General features: G+C 71.3%; 14 protein-coding genes and 2 pseudogenes. 5 read left to right on the plus strand and 11 right to left on the minus strand.

Annotation, left to right across the window (positions count from 1 at the left end):
- Positions 1-21 precede the first annotated feature (21 nt).
- Entirely contained in the window at positions 22-1032 is a 1011-nt protein-coding gene (locus ABT324_RS11280; RefSeq protein WP_351175055.1) for an iron-siderophore ABC transporter substrate-binding protein, read from the plus strand.
- Positions 1033-1075: 43 nt separating this feature from the next.
- Here the strand turns inward: ABT324_RS11280 and dctA are convergent, their stop codons facing one another.
- Positions 1076-2422, minus strand: a complete 1347-nt coding sequence (dctA, locus tag ABT324_RS11285; protein ID WP_351175057.1) for a C4-dicarboxylate transporter DctA — start codon at positions 2420-2422, stop codon at positions 1076-1078.
- 119 nt (positions 2423-2541) lie between these two features.
- Positions 2542-3798, minus strand: a complete 1257-nt coding sequence (locus tag ABT324_RS11290; RefSeq protein WP_351175059.1) for a GNAT family N-acetyltransferase — start codon at positions 3796-3798, stop codon at positions 2542-2544.
- Between the two features lie 660 nt (positions 3799-4458).
- Between ABT324_RS11290 and ABT324_RS11295 the strand changes: the two are divergent.
- Positions 4459-5277, plus strand: a pseudogene (locus tag ABT324_RS11295) (DUF222 domain-containing protein); the annotation flags it as partial.
- Positions 5278-5287: 10 nt separating this feature from the next.
- The gene (locus ABT324_RS11300; RefSeq protein ID WP_351175128.1) at positions 5288-5674 is read left to right on the plus strand and encodes an HNH endonuclease signature motif containing protein; all 387 of its coding nucleotides are present in this window, start codon (positions 5288-5290) and stop codon (positions 5672-5674) included.
- 13 nt (positions 5675-5687) lie between these two features.
- On the opposite strand, the gene ABT324_RS11305 is transcribed toward ABT324_RS11300, so the two are convergent.
- The 6 genes from ABT324_RS11305 to ABT324_RS11330 form a co-directional block, all read right to left on the minus strand.
- Positions 5688-6335, minus strand: coding sequence for a class II aldolase/adducin family protein (locus ABT324_RS11305; protein WP_351175061.1), 648 nt, complete (start codon positions 6333-6335; stop codon positions 5688-5690).
- A 13-nt stretch (positions 6336-6348) separates the two neighbouring features.
- A complete protein-coding gene (locus ABT324_RS11310) occupies positions 6349-6843 on the minus strand; it encodes a ribose-5-phosphate isomerase (RefSeq protein WP_351175063.1) in 495 nt (164 codons plus the stop codon).
- On the minus strand, positions 6840-8579 hold the full coding sequence (locus tag ABT324_RS11315) for a dihydroxyacetone kinase family protein (protein ID WP_351175065.1): 1740 nt from the start codon (positions 8577-8579) through the stop codon (positions 6840-6842). The genes ABT324_RS11310 and ABT324_RS11315 overlap by 4 nt, the downstream gene beginning before the upstream one ends.
- Before the next feature lie 22 nt (positions 8580-8601).
- Positions 8602-10065 carry an FGGY family carbohydrate kinase gene (locus ABT324_RS11320; RefSeq protein ID WP_351175067.1) on the minus strand — a complete coding sequence of 488 codons (1464 nt, stop codon included), beginning with the start codon at positions 10063-10065 and terminating at the stop codon, positions 8602-8604.
- Positions 10062-11120: a 2-hydroxyacid dehydrogenase gene (locus tag ABT324_RS11325; protein ID WP_351175069.1), complete on the minus strand. Its 1059-nt coding sequence runs from the start codon at positions 11118-11120 to the stop codon at positions 10062-10064. Before ABT324_RS11325 ends, ABT324_RS11320 begins: the two co-directional genes overlap by 4 nt.
- A 97-nt stretch (positions 11121-11217) precedes the next feature.
- Positions 11218-11916 carry an HAD family hydrolase gene (locus ABT324_RS11330; RefSeq protein ID WP_351175071.1) on the minus strand — a complete coding sequence of 233 codons (699 nt, stop codon included), beginning with the start codon at positions 11914-11916 and terminating at the stop codon, positions 11218-11220.
- Between the two features lie 124 nt (positions 11917-12040).
- On the opposite strand from ABT324_RS11330, the gene ABT324_RS11335 reads away from it, so the two are divergent.
- Both ABT324_RS11335 and ABT324_RS11340 read left to right on the plus strand, forming a co-directional pair.
- Entirely contained in the window at positions 12041-12829 is a 789-nt protein-coding gene (locus tag ABT324_RS11335; protein WP_351175073.1) for a DeoR/GlpR family DNA-binding transcription regulator, read from the plus strand.
- Between the two features lie 144 nt (positions 12830-12973).
- On the plus strand, positions 12974-14329 hold the full coding sequence (locus tag ABT324_RS11340; protein ID WP_351175075.1) for an MFS transporter: 1356 nt from the start codon (positions 12974-12976) through the stop codon (positions 14327-14329).
- A 1080-nt stretch (positions 14330-15409) separates the two neighbouring features.
- On the opposite strand, the pseudogene ABT324_RS11345 reads toward ABT324_RS11340, so the two are convergent.
- The 3 genes and pseudogenes from ABT324_RS11345 to ABT324_RS11355 form a co-directional block, all read right to left on the minus strand.
- Positions 15410-16060 (minus strand): annotated as a pseudogene (locus tag ABT324_RS11345) (PIG-L family deacetylase); the annotation flags it as partial.
- Positions 16057-18504, minus strand: a complete 2448-nt coding sequence (locus ABT324_RS11350) for a GtrA family protein (RefSeq protein ID WP_351175077.1) — start codon at positions 18502-18504, stop codon at positions 16057-16059. The gene ABT324_RS11350 and the pseudogene ABT324_RS11345, both read right to left, overlap by 4 nt.
- Positions 18504-19475 (minus strand): glycosyltransferase family 2 protein, encoded by a 972-nt coding sequence (locus ABT324_RS11355; RefSeq protein WP_351175078.1) that lies wholly within the window; start codon positions 19473-19475, stop codon positions 18504-18506. Before ABT324_RS11355 ends, ABT324_RS11350 begins: the two co-directional genes overlap by 1 nt.
- Positions 19476-19612: the final 137 nt, after the last annotated feature.

Here is a 19612-nt window from a genome sequence, read left to right on the forward strand (position 1 = left end):
AGGTAGGTTAGCCTTACCTTCATGCACCAGTCCCTCCCCGCGCGCGTGCGGCACCGCACCGCCGTGCTCCTCTGCTCGCTCACCGCGCTGCTGCTGGTCGCCTCCTGCGGCAGCGCGAGCGACGACCAGGAGCAGCAGGCCGACGACGGCACCTTTCCCGTGACCATCGAGCACTCGCACGGCACGACGGAGATCCCCAAGCGCCCGGAACGCGTCATCGCGCTCGGCTACACCGACGTCGACCCGCTGCTGGCGCTGGACGTGGTCCCGGTGGCCATGCGCCCGTGGAGCGACCTGCCGGGCCCCGGCCCGTGGGCGGCGGACCGGTTGCGCGGGGCGCAGCCCCACCTGTTCCAGACCCAGGGCGACGTCGACCTGGAGGAGGTCGCCTCGCTGCAGCCGGACCTGATCGTCGCGGTCAACGCCGCCGTCGACGACGCGCTGTACCAGCGGCTGTCCGCCCTGGCACCGACCATCGTGCGCCCTGCGGGCTACCCCGACTTCGGCACGCCGTGGCAGGACACCACCCGGATGATCGGCAAGGCCGTCGGCAGGTCCGAGCAGGCCGAGCAGCTGGTCACCGACACGCAGGCCCGCATCGACCAGGTCACCGCGCAGCACCCGGAGTTCGCCGGGGCCACCGGCGCGGTGGTGCTGATCAACCCGCAGGGCGGCTACTGGCCCTACACCCGCAACGACGCGCGCGGGCGGTTCCTCGACAGCCTCGGCATCAAGCTGCCGCCCGCCGCGCAGGCGCTCGACGACGGCAAGAACTTCTACCTCAACCTCAGCCCCGAGCAGACCTCGGTGCTGGAGTCCGACGTGCTGGTGGTCATCGACCAGAAGGGCAACTCGCAGCGGCTGTCCCAGGACCCGCTGTTCCAGCGGTTGGAGGTGGCCAAGCGCGGCGACGTGGTCGTCGTGCCGTTCACCGACGCCGGGATCGCGTTGGCGCACAACACCGTCCTCAGCATCCCGTACTCGCTGGAGACGATGGCCCCGCTGCTGGCTGAGAAGCTCGCCGACCGGTGATGCGGGTCGGTGCCGCGTCGAGGGCGCGGCACCGACCACCCGCTCACAGCTTGGTCGCGTCCGGGTCCCGGGCGGCGGGCACGTCCGCCGCAGGCGCGGCCGCCGGGTCGGCCAGGACCTCGCGGGCCCGGCCCCGGTCGAAGGCACCGTCCCACTTGGACACGATGAACGTGGCCACGCAGTTGCCCAGCAGGTTGGTCACCACGCGCATGGTGTCCATGAAGCGGTCCGCGCCGAGCATCAGGGCCACCGCGGCGACCGGGATGACACCGACCGCCGACGCGGTGGCCGACAGCGCGATGAACGCCGAGCCCGGAACACCGGCCATGCCCTTGGACGTCAGCACCAGCACCAGCACCACGGTGAGCTGTTGGCCGATGGACAGCTCGACACCGACCGCCTGCGCCATGAACAACGTGGCTAGCGAGAGGTAGATCGAGGCACCGTCGAGGTTGAACGAGTACCCGGTCGGCACCACGAGCCCGACGGCTTCCTTGCGGCAGCCCGCGCGTTCCAGCTTCTCCATCATCCGCGGCATCACGGCCTCGCTGGAGGCGGTGCCCACGGCCAGCGCGAACTCCTCGCGCGTGTAGCGCAGGAAGCGCAGCAGGCTGAGGCCGGTGACGGCGCGCAGCAGGATGCCAAGCAGCGCGCAGAACAGCAGCGCCGCGCCGTAGCAGGCGGCGATGAGCTTGGCGTAGGTGCTCAGCGAGGACAACCCGTACTCACCGATCAGGTAGGCCATGGAGCCGAACACCGCGAGCGGGGCGAGGCGCATGACGTAGCCGATGATCTTGAAGATGATCTCGCCGGTCTGGTCGACGAAGGCGAAGACCTGCGGAGCGCGGGTGATCCCGACGTGCAGCAGCCCCGCGGCGAACAGCACGGCGAACAGCAGCACCTGCAGCAGCTCGTTCTCGGCGAAGGCCGCGACCGCGCTCTCCGGGATCATGTGCAGCACGAACTCGGCCGGCCCCGGCATCTGCTCGCCGTGGGTCTTCTCCACCACGCCGGAGGAGTCGAGGGTGGTCGGGTCGACGTCGAGACCGGCACCGGGCTGCAGGACGTTGCCCGCGATGAGCCCGAGCGCCAGCGCGGCGGTGGTGACGACCTCGAAGTAGATCAGCGCTTTGAGCCCGATACGGCCCACCGAGCGCATGTCGCCCGCCTTGCAGATGCCGACCACGACCACGCAGAAGATCAGCGGTGCGATCGCCATCTTGATCAGCCGGATGAACCCGTCACCGATCGGCTTGAGCGCCGCGCCGAAGTCCGGCCAGAAGTGGCCGACCGCGATGCCGATGGCCGCGGCGACGAGGACCTGGACGAACAGCGAGGACAGGATTCGCCTGACCCGGCTCGCGGGAGGTTTGCGTTCGGACGACCGCATCATCACACTCTTTCACGCTGCGGAAAATCGATTTCGCCGGGTGGTCAAGGAGTCTCCGCAGCCGCAACGCTTCCGTCAAGAACTGGGGAAGAATCAACAAAAAGTTGATTCGGGGCCGGTCACGCGTGCTGCATGTCCCGCGCCCAGCGCCACTCCCCCGGCTCCGGCACGCCGACCAGCTTCAAGCCCGCGGCGCGCAACGTCCGCGCGATCGCGGTGTTGTCGACGTGGGTGTGCGCGGTGAGCGTGCGCAGGTCGAGCTCGCAGGCCTGCTCGACCAACTCGTCCGCCAGTGCCGTGCCCACCCCTCGGCGCTGCCAGTCGTCGCGGACCAGCAGGGCGAGTTCGCCGGTGTCCCCGTCGTACATCAGGTTCCCCATGCCGACGACTTCCCCAGCCGCCGAGACCGCCAGCAGCGAACGGCCCAGGGTCGGGGTGAGCAGCCGCTGCAGGCCGCGTTCGCCCGGGGCCGGACCGGGGCTGGAGTAGCGGCGGTAGCGGGCAGCGGCGGAGCAGCGCTCGTGGAACTCCGCGACCAGTCCGAGGTCGCCGCGGTCGGCGGCGCGAATCGTCAGGTCTTCGCCATCCGTGGTGCGCGCGGTGCGGGACGTGGGGCGGAGGCGGGATCGGCAGGCTTCGGCGAGGTCGACCAGCGCAGCTGCCCGGGCGAACTCAGCGGGGGTGAACGAGCCGCCGGGGCGTTCCAGGACCAGTTCTCCGCCGCCCGGGGCCGGTAGCCGCATCCCCGCGTCCGTGCCTGGTTCCTCCTGCTCCTGCCAGCGGACCTCCACTCGGCCGAGCAGCGCGCGCAGTGCGCGGACGAGGTCGGTGCGACCCTTGACGAGGTCGGTGGCCAGGTTCGCGGTGCGCGTGGGGACGTCGTCGAGTTCCCGCACGTCCGCAAGGGCTACCACGACGTCCCGGCCGCCTGCTGACTCGACCGCTTCGATCAGGCCCCAGCGGGAGACCCGTTCGGGCACGTGCAGGAGGACTTCGTCGACCGCGCCGCCGGGGACCGGATGGACCTGCATCGTCCGGATGTCGCCGCCGAGCGCTGCCAGACCGCCAGCCAGACGGGCCAGTCGGCCCGGGGTGTCGGTGACGGAGGCCCTGAGCCGCCACAGGGTCTGGCGGGTGGCGGGGGTTGGCGTCGCGGGTGTGGTTGGCGGGGTTTCCGTTGGGGTTGGGCGGGTTCTGGACTTGTGGATCGCTGCTGCTGCCAGCAGGACGGTGCCGAGGGTGATCAGGGTTACTGGGAGCGGGGTGAGGGCGTGGGTGCCGGTGGCGGCGAGGTGCACCGCTGCTGCCGCTAGGCAGAGGGCGGCTAGTTCGACGAGTTCTCGGGTCCAGGTCGGGCGGCTTGGGGTGCGGGACATGGGGTCATGGTGGGTGGGGGTTGTTTCAGGAGATTGCTTCGGGGTTTTCGGTGGGGTTACGGGGGGTTGGGTGGGGGCCTTTGGGGGTTCGTGCTTGGGCGCCTGCCGTGTGCCTTGGTGACTCTGGGGTTATTGCGTTGGCTTGCGAATTGGAGGTGGTTGGGGCTGTAGCGGTGCTGTCACGACTGCAGTTCCAATTGAGATTGGCGTCTCTCCCCGCTGGTTCCCTCGGACCGCGACCACGCCAATAGCGGTTGAAATTGCAATCACCCCAGCCGACCCCTACCCCTTTGCATCCCACGCAAACCCACACCCAACTGCAGTTTCAATCCCATCAACACCCCACCACCAACCCTCCGGGTATCACCACCGACCACCGAGACCACCCCACCCCCCACCACGTTGATCACCACATCGAGTGACCAATACTCGGTCGAAATCCTGTTCGACTACGGCGATAATCGTTGCATGGCACCGTTGTTGATGAGTTCCGCCGGTCACGCCGAGGACGCCTTGGGCTCGGCGGCGACTCCGGCTGCCGCCGTCGAGGTTGCGGCAGCCGTCGAGTCCCGCTCGGGGGCGCGCCCTGCGGTGGAGCTTCGCGACGCCGAGGTCGTGGCTGAGATCTCCGAGATCGAGCGAGTCGTGCGGACCGTGCGGATGCGCCAGGTGCAGCTGATCGCCGAGGCCGAGCACCGGGGCCTGCACACCGAGCAGGGCCCCCGTTCACCTCGGGTGTGGCTGCAGGGGCTGCTCAACATCGACTTGGCAGAGGCGAGGGGACGCGTCGTCGTCGCTCGCGATGTCGAGAGGCAGACGAGCCACTGCGGCGAACCGCTCCCCGCTGATCTTTCCGCCACCGCCTCCGCTCTCGCCGCAGGGGGCATCGGGGTCGAGCACGCGCGCGTGGTGTCCCGCCGCGTGCGGACCATGCCCGAGCACGCGCGTGTGCACCACACTGCGGACATCGACGCGATCCTGGCCGACAACGGCCCCCGCATGTGCCCGCGTGACCTGGCCAGGCTCGCCGAACGCATCAAGTACCTGCTGGACCAGGACGGTGCCTACCGGGACGAGGCCCAGCACGAAGCGCGGGAGCTGCACCACGCCACTGGGCGGGACGGCATGCTCGTCGTGAAGGCTCGCCTGAACCGGAAAACCGGGGGAAGTTTGTCGCGGCCCTCCGACCGCTGTCCGGGCCCCGGCCCGGAGTTGACGGCGAGAAGGGCCCCCCGCACCGCTGGTCAGCGCAACGCCGACGGGTTCGCCGCGCTGGTCGACCTCGTGCTGGACTCCGACCGGGTGCCGCGCGCGGGTGGGCAGCGGCCGCACCTGACCATCACCGTCGACTTCGACGACCTCAAGCGGGGTCTGCTGCTCAGTGCGGAAGGCATGCCCGGCACGGTGCAGGCCACCGAGCAGTCCATCACCGCCGAGAACATCCGCCGCATCGCCCGTGACTGCGAGGTCCTGCCGGTGGCGCTCGGGAGTGACAGCCTCCCGCTGGACGTCGGAGCACCCAGCAAACGGCGCCACGCACATCCGGGCGGCGCTGCTGCAGCGCGATGGGGCGTGCGCGTTCCCTGGGTGCGACCGACCTCCCGGCACACCACAAGCACACCACGTCACGCACTGGATCGACGGCGGCCTCACCACCGTCGACAACATGACCATGCTGTGCGCGCACCACCACCGGGTCGTGCACAGCCAGCAGTGGGGCATCGCCATGCCCCGGGGCCGACCGGTGTTCACCCCACCGTCCGAAGTGGACCCATCTCGGGCGCCCAGACCGGGCGGCAGAGCACTACCCGCCGCCTACCGCGAAACCCTCCGGGACCTCATCCCTGCGCCCAGGGTGCCGGAGGGCATCGCGTGACGCCTCGTCCCGCTCAGCGGGGCTGCTGGCCGTAGCCGACGAAGAGCTCCGCGCAGCGGGCCATTTCCTCGTCGCTGAGCAGGTTCGGTTCGCCGACCCGCGTCGCGGTCAACCAGAGCTCGCACAGCCACTCCAGCTGGCGGGCGCGGTTGTAGGCCTTCGGCAGCGAATCCGCGATCGTGACCGTGCCGTGGTTGCGCAGGATGCAGCCCGTGCGATCCACCAGTGCCTTCGACATCGACTTCGCCAACTCGTCGCTGCCGAACGTCGCGTACTCGGCCACCCGCACCGGGCCACCGAAGTCCGCCAGCTGGTAGTGCACCGCCGGGACGTCGTCGCGCAGCAACGACAACGCCGTCGCGTGCAGCGAATGCGTGTGCACCACGGCGCCCGCGTCGTGCTCGCGGTAGGCGGTGAGGTGCATCGGCAGTTCCGAAGTGGGCTTGAGTTCGCCCTCCACCACCTCGCCGTCGAGCGTCACCACGGGGATGTCGGCGACCTGCAGGTCGTCGTAGTCGACGCCGGAGGGCGTCACCGCCACCAGATCACCACAGCGGACCGACACGTTGCCGGACGTGCCGACCACCAGCCGGTCCGCCGTCATGCGCTGGGCGATGGCGATGACCTCGCTGCGCTGCGCGGCCAGTCGCGAACTGCTCACTTCACACCTTCGTTCAACAGGAGGCGCCGGGAACATCCGACGCCGACTCGTAACCGCTGATCGCCGCTACCTTCTCAGCCGACGGCGACGACTCGTCGAAGTGGTGGTCCAGCCACTCCGAAGCGAGCTTGCGGGCCAGCTCCAAGCCCACCACGCGCTGGCCGAAGCACAGCACCTGGGCGTTGTTGCTCAGGATCGACCGCTCCACCGAGTAGCTGTCGTGCGCGGTCACCGCGCGGATGCCCGGCACCTTGTTCGCGCTGATCGCCACGCCCAGTCCGGTGCCGCACACCAGCAGCGCGCGGTCCGCCTTGCCCTCCGCCACCAGCCGGGCCGCGTTGACCGCCACGTGCGGGTACGCGGTGTGCTCGTCCGAGCCCACACCCACGTCCACCACGTCGGCGACCCGCGCGTCGTTCTCCAGGTCCTTCTTCAACGCATCCTTGTACTGCAGCCCCGCATCGTCGGAGCCGACCACGATGCGCAGCGGTGCCTGCTGCTCAGTCACTTCTGTCCGTCCTTCCTGTCACCAGCGAGCACCTCGCCGATCCGGGTCAGGGCCAGCGCCAACGACGTCGCGCCGGGGTCCGGCGTGCCGACGCTGCGCTCCGCCAGCGGTCGGGCGCGACCGGTGCGGGGCCTCAGCTCCGCCGTCTTCGCCGCCGCCTCCGTGGCGACCTCCGCGGCGCGGGCCCAGGCCTCGCGGCCGCTCGCGCCGCCGTCGACCTCGCTGCGCAGCGCCTCCACGAACGGCACCAGCGCGTCGACCAGCGTCTTGTCACCGAGCTCCGCACGGCCCAGGCGCTGCACCGCGGCGAGCGCCGCCGCCGCACCGGCCGACAGGTCCCCGGGCAGCGCCGCGCGGTGGTCGGGCAGCAAGTCACCGAAGGACCGCAGCGCCGCGCCCCACAGGACACCTGAGGTGCCCCCGGCCTTGGCCGCCCACGCATCACCCGCCGCGACCAGCACCGCAGCCGGGCCGACGCCCTGCTGCGCCGCTTCCTCCGCCGCTTCGATCGCCGCCGCGCTACCGCGGGTCATGCCCCGCCCGTGGTCGCCGTCGCCAGCGATCGCGTCGAGGCGCCCCAACTCCTCTTCCTCGTCGTGCAGCAGGTCCGCGATCGCGCGCAGGCCTCGCACCACAGTCGCCGCCGTCGCCTGCCCCTCCGCCGGGGCCACCACGGCGACCTCCGCCGGCAGCTCCGGCAACTCCTCGTCCTCCACCGCCGCATCCGCGGCCGCGAGCTCGACGTTGCCCTTCCGGTAGGCCGGTGCATCCGCCGGGGCCTGCCACAGCCGCTCCAGCTCGTCGTCCAGCCAGGTCAGCGTCAGCGAGCAGCCCGCCATGTCCAGGCTGGTCACCAGCTCGCCCACCTCCGGCGCGACGACCTCCACCCCGGCCTCGGCCAGCAGGCGCGACACCGTGCCCCACACCACGAAGAGCTCTTCGTACTTGGTGGCGCCCAGCCCGTTCAGGATCGCCGTCACCCGGCGGGAACCGGTCTTCGGCGCCTCCTCCAGCAGGCCGTCCACCAGGATCTTCGCCAGCTCCGACGCCGACGGCAGCTCCCGCTCCGACACCCCCGGCTCGCCGTGGATGCCCAGCCCCAGGCCCATCCGGCCCTCCGGCACCTCGAACAGCGGCTTGTCCTGACCGGGCAGCGTGCACCCGTCGAAGGCCACGCCCAGGCTGCGGGTCCGTGCGTTGGCGTGCTCGGCGACCCGCACCACCTCGTCGAAGTCGTAGCCCTCCTCGGCCGCCGCCGAGGCGATCTTGAAGACCACGAAGTCGCCCACCACGCCGCGGCGCTTGTTCTGCTCCGCCGCCGGGGCGCTGGCCACGTCGTCGGTGACCACCACGTTGTGCGCGCGGATCCCGTCGCGCTCCAGGCGTTCCACCGCCAAGCCGAAGTTCATGTTGTCCCCGGCGTAGTTGCCGAAGGAGAACACCACCCCGGCGCCGCGGTCCACCGCGCGCCCCACCGAGTACGCGTCATCGGCCGACGGCGAGGTGAAGATGTTGCCGATCACCGCCCCGTCGGCGAAACCCGGCCCGACCACCCCGCAGAACGCCGGGTAGTGCCCGGACCCACCACCGGTGACCACCGCGACCTTGCCCTGCCGGGGCCGCCTGGCCCGCACCACACCACCCGGCACCTGCCGGACGTAGGAGGGGTGCGCGGCCACGAAGCCGGTCACCATGTCCTCGGTGAACGTCGCCGGGTCGTCGTACAAGCGCGTCATCGCACTTCTCCTCAAGCAGCAGTCAGGAGCTCGCGCCCCAGTGCGGGCGGGCGCGGTCGATCGAAACCAGGTACTCGCGGTAGCCGCGTTCGTAGAACTCCACCGCGTTCGGGTGCGGCTGCACGGTGCGCCGCCCAGCGGCCCACAGCTCGCGGTCCACCGGCTCACCCAACGAGTCCCACGCGGTCATGGCCGCGCCACGCGCGCCCACACCTTCCTCGTACGGCACGTGCAGCGGCCGACCGAGCACGTCGGCGAAGATCTGGCTCCACGCCGCCGAACGCGCCCCACCGCCGCAGGCCGAGACCTCGCCGGTCAGCCCGGCGGACTCCAGGTTGTGCCGGGCCGCGTAGGCCACCGCCTCGCACATCGCCCGCACCAGGTCCGCCTGCGAGGTGTCCAGCGACAGCCCGGTGAACTGGCCGCGCGCGTGCGGCGCCACGAACGGCGCGCGCTCCCCCGACGTGGACAGGAACGACAGCGCCGAGACGCCACCGGCACCGGGCTTGCTGCTGGCCAGCAGCGTCTCCAGCTGGTCCACCCCGGCACCGACCATGGCCAGCACCCAGTCCAGGTTCGCGGTGCCGACCATCGCCGGCATCACCCGCAGGTAGCGCTCCGGCAGCGGGGTGGCCAGCCACATGCCCGCGACCTCACCCTCCGGGTCCACCTCGAACTCGTCGCGCAGCACCTGGCAGCCCAGGGTGGTGCCGATGACCAGGCTGCCGTCGCCGACGTTGCTGACACCGGAACCGAAGGCGCAGGCGGGCAGGTCGAACGGACCGGCCGACACCGGCAACCCGGCGGGCAGCCCCAACTCCTTGGCCGCCTTGCCGTCCAGCGCGAACAGCTTGTTCGGCGGCGCCGGTTCGGCCAGCAGTCGGCGGTGCTCGGCGATCCCACACGCCTCCAGCGCCTCCACCGAGTAGCTGCGCGTGGTCACGTCCAGGAACGGCAGCGAGGCGTCGGAGGCGTCCACGGTGATCTCACCGGTGAAGCGCTGCACGATCGCGTCCACGCAGTAACCGGCGACCGCGGCCCGCTCCAGCCGCTCCGGGGAGTGCTCGGCGAGGTGCGCCAGCAGCGGACCCGCCGAGCCCGGGAACATCCCCGAACCGGTCAGCCCGAAGACCCTGCGCTGCACCCCGGACCCGTGCCAGCCGTCCAGCACGGCGGCGGCCCGCGCGTCCAACCACGAGATCGCCGGACCGACCTGCAGGCCCTGGTGGTCGCGCAGCCACAGGCCGTCGCCCTGGCCAGTGATGGCCAGCGCCTCGACCGGTTCGCCGGTGCTCTCGGCCACCGCGGCGACCTCCCGCACGACCCGCACCACCGAGCTGATGACCTCGTCGAGGTCCTGCTCCACCCGACCACCCGGCAGGCGGTTCAGGGTGCTGCGCATGCTGTGCGTGACCAGGGCGGTTCCGTCGCGGTTGAGCAGCGACGCCTTGGTCACCGACGTTCCGACGTCAACCCCGATGATCATGCCTGCAGGCCCTCGAACTTGGCCAGCACGTCCGGGTTGGCCACGAAGCGCGGGCGCTTGCCGTCGAGGAACAGCGCCACCTCACCGGCCACGATCTGCGCCGCGCGGTGCGCGGTCTGCCGGGTGGCACCGGCCAGGTGCGGGGTGGTGATCACGTTCGGCGCGTCGAACAGCGGCCAGTCGCGCGGCGGCGGCTCGATGTCGTAGACGTCCACCGCCAGCGCGCCGAGCCGACCGGACTTCAGCATCTCCGGCAGCGGCGCGTAGTCCAGCAGGCCACCGCGCGCGGAGTTGATCAGCACCGCGCCTTCCGGCAGCAGCTTGAGGTTGTCGGCGTTGAGCAGGTTCGTGGTCTCCGGCGTCAACCGCGCGTGCAGGCTGACCACCGAGCTGCGCCGCAGCAGGTCGTCCAGGTCGACCAGCTCCACACCGTCGCGCGCGGCGTCCTCGGCCTTGACGAACGGGTCGGAGACCAGCACGTGCGAGCCGAAGGCCTTGAGCACGCGGGCCACGATCTTGCCGATCGCGCCGTATCCGACGAGACCGACGGTGGCGCCCTCGAGCTCGATGCCGGCGTTGTCGTAGGCGTAGTAGTCGCCGCGCCAGTTGCCCGACTTCAGCTCGGCGTCGGAGCCCGGGATGCGGCGCAGCGCCGCCAGGGTCAGGCCGACCGCGAACTCGGCGGCAGCGGCGGCGTTGCGGCCCGGCGCGTAGCTGACGATCACACCGTTGTCCGTGGCGGCCTGCAGGTCGACGTTCACCGGCCCGCCGCGGCAGACGCCGACGAACTTCAGGTTCGGGGTGGCGGCCAGCACGTCGGCGGTGAACGGCGCCATCTGGGTGGCCACGATCTCCGCGTCGCCCAGCGCGTCGAGCAGCTGCTGCTCGGTGCCGCTGGCCTCGTGCACGTTGCCGACCGGCCCGAACGGCTCCACCGGCCACGGCAGCTTCAGGGTGCTGAACTGCAGGTCGTGCGCGCTCGTGCTGCTGCGCAGCGCGTCGACGAACACTTCGGGGGCGACGAAGTGGTCACCTGCGGCCAGGACGCTGGTCATGAGGACTCCTTTGTCACGGGGGCTGCTTGGCGGCACCACCCGATTCTGCGTGCTGAGGAACCGGGGCGGGCCTGCCTGGGGAGGGGAGCGGGCTGGGTCAGCTGCCGACCGGCTCGGGCAGCGAGCTCACCAGGCGCTGCCGCACGTCGTCGAGGTCCGAGGCGACGTAGCTGGCACCGGCCAGCGCGTCCTCGGCCGGGGGGTAGTCGGCGTTGGGGATGGCCACCACGGTCATCCCGGCGGCGGCCGCGGCACGCAGCCCGTTGCTGGAGTCCTCGACCGCCAGGCACTGCGTGGGGTCCTGGCCGAGCTTCTCGGCGGCGGCGAGGTAGACGTCCGGGCTGGGCTTGCCCTGGGGCACCTCGGCGCTGGACACGGTTGCGCTGAAGTACTTGGTCAGGTCGTGGCGGTCCAGCACGGCGTCGATCAGGCGGCGCGGCGCGGAGGAGGCGAGCGCGATCGGGGCGCGGGCGGCGGTCTCGGTGACCATCCGAGCCGACCCCGGCAGCAGTTCGATCTCGCCGCCGTCGAGGGCGGCGATCATGTCGTCGACCACGATCTTCTCGGTGGCCTCGGCGGATTCGGCGGCGTCGGCGAACGCGGCGAGGAAGGCCGACCACTCGGGGGCGCTCATGCCCTGGACCTGCCGGGTCTGCTCACCGGTCCAGGTCGTGCCGCGAGCGGCGGCGAACTTGGCCCACATCCGCTCCCACAGGTGCTCGCTCTCGACCAGGACGCCGTCCATGTCGAACACGACCGCGCGGTGGGCGCCGTTCGGCTGGTCGGACTGGGTCATCTCTTACCTCCCGCACACTCACTGACACCGCACAAATTAACATGATCAACGTTAATTGTCACCCTTTGAATGATAGTTCAGCGTCACGTCCCTCCCGGACCGCTGCTCGCGGCAAGATGGCCGCATGGCGTCCGCACCGAAGAAGCAGTCCCCCCGCCTCCTGCGCCAGCAGAAGATCATCGACCACGTGGTCGCGCAGGGCTTCGCCAGCGCCGCGGAGCTCTCCGAGCTGACCGGCGTCAGCCTGATGACGGTGCACCGCGACCTGGACGACCTGGTCACCCGGGGCCTGCTGCGCAAGTACCACGGCGGGGTCTCCGCCCAGCCGTCCACGGTGTTCGAGAGCAGCTCGGACTTCCGGCTGCACACCCACACCGCCGAGAAGAACGCGCTGGCCAGGGACGCGCTGCAGTTCATCACACCCGGCATGTCGGTGATGCTGGACGACTCCACCACCGCGCTCGCGCTGGCCCGGCTGCTGCCCGACGTCGGCCCGCTGACCGTGGTCAGCAACTACCGGCAGGTGCAGGAGGCGCTGCGGGACGTGCCCGACATCCGGCTGATCGGCCTGGGCGGTGAGTACTCCCGCACCCACGACTCCTACCTCGGACTGCCCTGCCAGGAGATGATCAGCACCTTCTCGGTGGACATCGTGTTCCTGTCCACCTCGGCGATGAACGCGCGCCTCACCTACCACCAGGAGCAGGAGATCGTGCTGGTCAAGCGGGCGATGCTGGCCAGCGCGACGACCAGGGTGCTGATGATGGACGCCAGCAAGGTGGCCCGTTCCGCGCTGCACCAGTTCGCCCCGGTGAGCGCCTTCGACCACGTCCTGCTGGCCGGCGAGCTGGACGCGGGGCTGGTGGAGGAGATGCGGGAGCAGACCGACGTGCGCCTCGCGCCGCTGGAGTGACCGCCGGTACCGGCGCGACCACGCGGGGCAACGCCTCAAATTAACGTCTTGCGCGTTAATATGAACGAGGTGCATGATAGCCAGCACTCGTAGACCGGCCCGCTGCACGCGAGCGCCGAGAACTTCCAATCCTTGGAGACAGTGATGTCCCAACAGACCACGGCGGAGACCGAGGCGACCCGCCCGGCCAGCGGTCTCGACCGCATCGGCATCCCCAAGCCCCTGTTCTGGGGCTTCGTCGCCGTGCTGATCTTCATGATCGGCGACGGCGTGGAGACCACCTTCCTCTCGGACTACCTGCAGCAGCCCGAGGGCGGCGGCCTGCCCGGCTCGACCGCGGCGTTCGCCACGGTCACCATCTACGGCGTCGCGGCGATGATCGCTTCGTGGTTCTCCGGGACGCTGTCGTCGATCTGGGGCCCGCGCCGGGTGATGTGGCTCGGCGGCGCCTGGTGGATCGCATTCGAGCTGCTGTTCCTGTTCGTGGCGCTGCCCTCGCACAACGCGACGCTGATCGTGGCCACCTACGGCATCCGCGGCTTCGCCTACCCGCTGTTCGCCTTCGCGTTCCTGGTGTGGGTGCAGATCGCCAGCCCGGTCAAGATGCGCGGTTCGGTCGCCGGCTGGTTCTGGTTCGCCTTCACCGGTGGCCTGCCCACCCTGGGCGCGGCGCTGGCCGCGGTGGCGATGGGCGGCTTCGGCCTGAGCCAGCGCGGCACCCTGGTGCTGTCGCTGGTCGTGGTCACCGTCGGTGTGCTCATCGGCAGCTTCGCGGTCCGCGAGAAGCACGGCCTGCAGCCCATCGCCGACGAGACCGTCGAGAACCCGCGCAGCCTCAAGCGGCTCGCCGAGGGCGTGGACATCCTGTGGCGCGACCGCCGCACCCTGGCCGGTGGCCTGATCCGCATCGTCAACACCGCGCCGCAGTACGGCTTCTTCGCGATGTTCCCGTTCGTGCTGGGCCCGGCCACGCCGGGCGGCGGCTTCCTCACCTCCGCGCAGGTGGCCACGCTCGCCTCGATCAGCTATGGCGCCAACATCGCCGCGAACCTGTTCTTCGGCGTCTTCGCGGACCGCTTCGGCTGGCGGCGCACCATCACCTGGTTCGGCTGCGTGGGCTGCGCCATCGCGACCCCGGTCTGGTACTTCACCGCGGTGACCACCCAGAGCTTCGCGGTGACGGCCACCTTCGGTGTCGTCTACGGCATCCTGCTGGCCGGGTTCGTCCCGCTGTCGGCACTGATGCCGTCGATGGTCGCGCCCAAGGACAAGGGTGCCGCCCTGGCGATCCTGAACTTCGGCGCCGGTGGTGCCGCGTTCGTCGGCCCGGTCGTGGTCACCGTGCTGTTCCCGCTGGTCGGCGGTGGCGGTGTGGCGATCGCCTTCAGCATCCTCTACATCCTGGTGGCGGTGCTGAGCCTGAAGGTGAAGGACCCGTCCGACCCGGGTGAGGCGCGCCGACAGGACGCGGCGGCGGGTGCCGTGCGGACCGCAGCCTGAGCGCACTGACCGCGGAGCCCGCGTCCCCTGCCGGGGGCGCGGGCTCACGTGCATCTCGCCGTCGTCGCCCAGCGCGACGACGAACCGGCCGTCCGGGGTGAGCGCCGGATCCCCGACGACAAGCCCGGGCACGGCGGTCCGGGCCCCGTCGAACACCTCGACCCGACCGCCCGCACCGCGGACCGCGAGCACCGGCGGATCCCCTGCGGCCAGCGCCGGATCGGAGGTGGCCGCGACCCTCACCCGGCGCACGACACCCCACCCGGCCTGCTCCCCCAGCACCACCAAGTGCCCGGTCCCCGCCTCGCGGAACGCCGCGTAGGAGGACGCACCCCGGGCCACGGCGATCGCCCCGGCCGGGCGGTGCGCGGACGGCGGTGCGACGAGTTCCGCGCCGGTCCCGGTCAACTCCCAGTGCAGCAGCCCGGCCCGAGCCGCGCCGAACACGTGCACCTCCCCCGCAGCCGTGGCGAGCACCGACACGTCGTCATGGACACCCGAGCCCCCGAGGTCGAACCACCCCGGTGCGTCGGCGAACCTGACGCTGACCCCACCCGCGGGGTTCTTCACCGCGACCACCACTCGTCCACCGGGAACCACGGCAGCCGCTGGTGGACCCACGTGCGTCCGCTGCTCGGCCGCGCGGGGAGCACCGAGCGCGAGCCACGGTTTCCCGTTCTCCCGCAGGAAGATCCCACCGGTGCGCCGGTCCTGCACGACGATCGTGCGCGCGTCCGCGAGCACTGGCGAGCGCGGAACGAAGCCCGGTGTGGCCACTGCGGATTCCTCCGCTCCCGAGCCCGTGAGCAACCGGTCACCGCGCACGAAGACGTGCACTTCCCGCCCGCTGCGGTCGGTCGCGGCCCAGCTCGCACCGCGCGGCCAGCGCTGCCGCATGCTCCGCAGCCATGTCGCGTACGGCTCGTCGAGGCTCACCACGGGATCGTGCCGGGCGTAGTGATCGAAGATCGCCCGCTTGTCCGCCACCACTTCCGGCGGCAGGTTCGGTGGAGCGTCGGCGATGTCGTAGTCGCGGTAGTGCACGAGGTGCGCCCGGATCGCGCGCACCGCGATCTCGGTGAACCGCGCGGTCATCACGTGGTCCGGGTGGTTGTGGTGGGCGCCCCACTGCGGCTGGTGGCGGGGGTCGGGCTCGGGATCGTGGGTGCGGACGATGTCGGGCGTGAACCGCCGGAGGAGAGCGGTCAGCAGCCCGATGAGCGAAGCCCGGTCGTGCTCGGCGATTGCCACCGCGGCACCGTCCGGACGCAGCGTGGCGACCCGGGTGGTCGGCTCCTGCCAGAGCCGCGTGAGCGCGTGCCTGCCGCCGCTGGCGGCCGGGTCGTTGTCGTCGGGCAGGTTCAGGAAGACCAACCGGATGCCCGGCCGGGCCCGCAATTCCTGCACCTCGACCTCCCGACCACCGATCCGCAGCACCCCGCGGCGCCAGTCGTCGGCGACCCCGGCCATCACCGCGAACGCGGCTCGCGCCCCCGCCTGCCGCTTCGCGGCGTACTGCGCCACCGGGCGCACATCGCTCTCACCGGCCGTCAGGAACACCGTGGTCACCTCGGCGCCGGACCGCACCGACATCGCCAGGTCCGGGTTCATGAACAGGATGTCGTCGTCCGGGTGCGCCACCACCTGGAGGTGCGAACGCCCCGGGTCCGCGGCGACCGGCGTGGCCAGCAGCACGAGCAGCACCGCGACGACGAAGGCGGCCGCTCTCATCTCGACCCCCTCAGCGGTCCCGCGGAGAGGACTGCGGCCATCGCCGCGCCGACCCCCAGCAGCGCGAGGTGCCAGGCGGAGCCGGGCGGACTCCAGGACAGTTCGAGCACGCCGTTCGACGAGCTCGGCAGTCCTACCCGGAGCAGCCCAGCCCCGGTCGCCCCGACCGGCACCGGGCGGCCATCCACCTCGGCCTGGTAGCCGGGCCAGGCGAGGCGGGCGAACACGAGCTCGGCCCGCTGCCCCGCACCGGCGAATCGCACGGTCTCCCGGGCCTGCCCGTGCTGCACGTCGTCGAGTACCCGCACATCGCGCGCCGCACCCAACCGGCCTTCCGGCCAGCTGATGGGAACTTCCCGGCTGAGCACGACGACTTCCGGGTCGCGCCGCGCGATGCGCCACCCGCCCGGAGCCTCCGCCACCTCGCGCAACCGGCGCTGCACCACGACGTGCTCAGCCCGGAGCTGATCGGCCAGCCGGTCGGGCCCCCACAACCGGTCGTAGGCGTGCGGGCAGGTCGCACCGAAGTAGTTCAGGCACAGCTTGGTGTGCAGGGCGTCGTACCCGATCCCGGTGTAGGACACCAGGTTCGCCATCCCCGCCGCCGCGGGCATGTTGCCGAACAACAGCTGCGACCACGCCTGCCGGGACGCGATCTGCGCGGGCGGGATCAACCCGCGATCGGCGACCTGGACGACGGTGCCGGTGCTCAGCGGTGCGAACTGCGCACGCAACTCGCCCACGTCCGTCGGGAAGTTGTAGGCCGCGACATCGCGGTTGACCGGGAACCACAGCACCTGCAACGCCAACACGCACGCCGTGCCCAGGTGCAGCACCGCGACGTGCATCCGGGTGCGCAGCACGAGCAGGAGCAGGACCCCCACCACGAGCAGCGACACGAGGTGCTTGGGTGCCTGCGCAGGCCATGCGGCGACCGCCAGGTACCCGGCCACCAACATCGAACCGGCCGAGACCGACAACCTCAGCTTGAAGCGGTCGGTGCGCAGCCCACCGGAGAGCGCGACGGCGAGCAGGACGGCGACGGCCAGGTGCAGCACCACGACGTTGCGCAACGGCCAGCGGAACAGCCACAGGTTCGACGGACCCAGGCAGAGCAGGAAGGAGCAACCCGCCACCACCACTGCACCCCCACAGCTCCGCCACCGGAGGGCGCGCCAGTCCAGCCAGGCCAGCAACGGCACCGCGAACCAGGCGAAGTAGGTGCCGGGCACCGACATCCGGAACGTGCCGAACGTGGGGACCTGCGGGAGGAACGACGGCAGGCTGGCGTTGAGCAGATCACCGACGCCGGGAACGAGCTGGCCGACGTTGAAGAACGCGTACCCGGACCGCCACCCCACCTCCGACGCCGTCAGCACCGGCCCGTAGACCAGCGGCAGCGCAGCGGCCACCGCGACGCCCAGCAGCACCAACCGCACCCGGCTCCGGCCGCCCTCGACCAGCAACCCGACGAACACCAGGCACAACGCCAGCACGCTGTAGGGATCACCGGCCGAGGCGCACAGGAAGCACAGCAGCCAGGCCACGACGGCCGGAACCCGGTCGGTGCAGCGCAACGCCCACCAAGACCACGGCACCCAGGCGAACCCCATGAGCGCGCCCGCCCACGAACCAGCCTGGAAGTACAGCACGAACCCGGACACCGGCAGTGCCGCACCGAGCACCGAAGCGACGCCGCGGGTCGCGCCGTAGCTGCGGCAGAGCAGGAACGCGCCCACCCCGAGGATGGCGAGGAACTGCGTCTTCACCACAGCTGCGGCGACCGCGAGGTCACCGATCCACACCACCAGCAGGAAGTCCAGCAGGTGCACCGGGTTCCAGATCCCGAACAGCGCCTCGGCGGCCAGGTTCCCGCCCATCCACGCGTCCAGGTCCAGCGCCAACGGCCACTCCCCGGCCAGCAGCCGTTCGCCCAACCGGTGCCACATCGGCAGGAACTGCGCCGCGCTGTCGTCCCAGAAGTAGAACGACGGGTTGACCAGCAGCGGGAGCTGGCCCAGCACCACGACCACCGCACCGACACCGGCCGCGACCGGCCAGTCGCCGCGGGGCGTGCCGCGCCGCGAGGTCAGCACCGCGCGGCTGGCGAAGAAGGTCGCGGGCAGCACGGCAGCACCCCCGACGAGCGGCGCCAGCACCGGATCCACCCCGACCGCGACCGCACCAGCCACCGCCACCGTGCTCAGCCCGACCAGCACCAGGTTCGCCAGCGGGAACACCAGTAGGGTGTGGGTTCTGACCGGAACGGCGAAGGTGAACCGGCAGTTGAGCAGGTAGGAGCACAGCGTGGCCGCCGCGGTCGCGACCACGTGCGCCACCAGGTACGGCAGCAGCGCGAACAGCGCGAAGTAGACCGCGCAGTGCACGGTCGTGTTCGCCCCGCCGACCAGGGCGAACCGCCCGAGCTGCGCCCCGCACCGCATCACGACACCAGCTCGGCGGGCCGCAACCGGCGCGCCTCGACATCCGCGCCCAGCTCCGGGCTGCGCTCCTTGACCAGGTAGTGCGGTCGGCGCTTGGCCTCGGAGTAGCAGCGCCCCAGGTACTCCCCGAGCACCCCGAGGAAGCACAGCTGCAGGCCGCCCATCCCGGTCAACCCGACCAGCAGCGCCACGCCGACCGACGGCCATGCACCGTCCACAATGGCCTGACAGGTCGCGTGGACCACCCAGCCGACCGCCGCGAGGGCCACCAGCGCGCCCAGGTAGATCGAGCCCCGGAGCGGCTTGGCGTTGAACGCGGTCAGCCCGTCGACCCCGTGGTCGACCAGCGCGCCGAGCGTCCACTTCGAACGACCGGACCGCCGCGGCACGTCGCGGAAGGACACGTAGGCGGTGCCGAAACCGATCCAGGCGAACAGCCCCTTGGAGAACCGGTGGTGCTCCGGCAACGCCAGCACGGCGTCCACTGCGCGCCGCGACAGCACGCGGAAATCCCCTGCACCGTCCGGGATCCGGACGCCGGTGAACCGACGCGCCGCGCGGTAGTAGGCCCGGGCCGGCAGCGACCGCCAACGCCGCTCCCCGCTCCTGGTGCGGCGCGCGACGACCTGGTCGTAACCCGAGTCCAGCAGCGGCAACATCCGGCGCAGCAGCTCCGGCGGGTGCTGCAGGTCGGCGTCCAGCAGCGCCACCCGGTCGCCGCGGGCGTGCCGCAGCCCGCAGAGCATCGCCGGTTCCTTCCCGAAGTTGCGGCTCAGCGACACGTAGCGGAAGCGCGGGTTCGCCGCCGCCAACCGGCGGGCCTCGCGCAGCGTCCGGTCGGTGCTGCCGTCGTCCACCAGGACCACCTCGTAGTCCCGGACGTGCTCGGACAGCGCTGCGACCAGCGCGTCGTGGAACCGTTGCAGGCCGCGCTCCTCGTTGAAGCACGGCACCACCAGCGACAGGTACATGGCAGGTCTCATCCGTCTCGGCGGCGTCGGTGCGAACCCCGAAGCCGCTGCGGTCCTTGCAGATTCGCCTCGAAGGTAGGTTCGACGCCGAGCCGCACCCCTGCCCGACACACCGGCGAATAATCCGTCCGCGTGGC

Source organism: Saccharopolyspora sp. NPDC000359 (genome assembly GCF_040300525.1).
Lineage (GTDB): Bacteria > Actinomycetota > Actinomycetes > Mycobacteriales > Pseudonocardiaceae > Saccharopolyspora.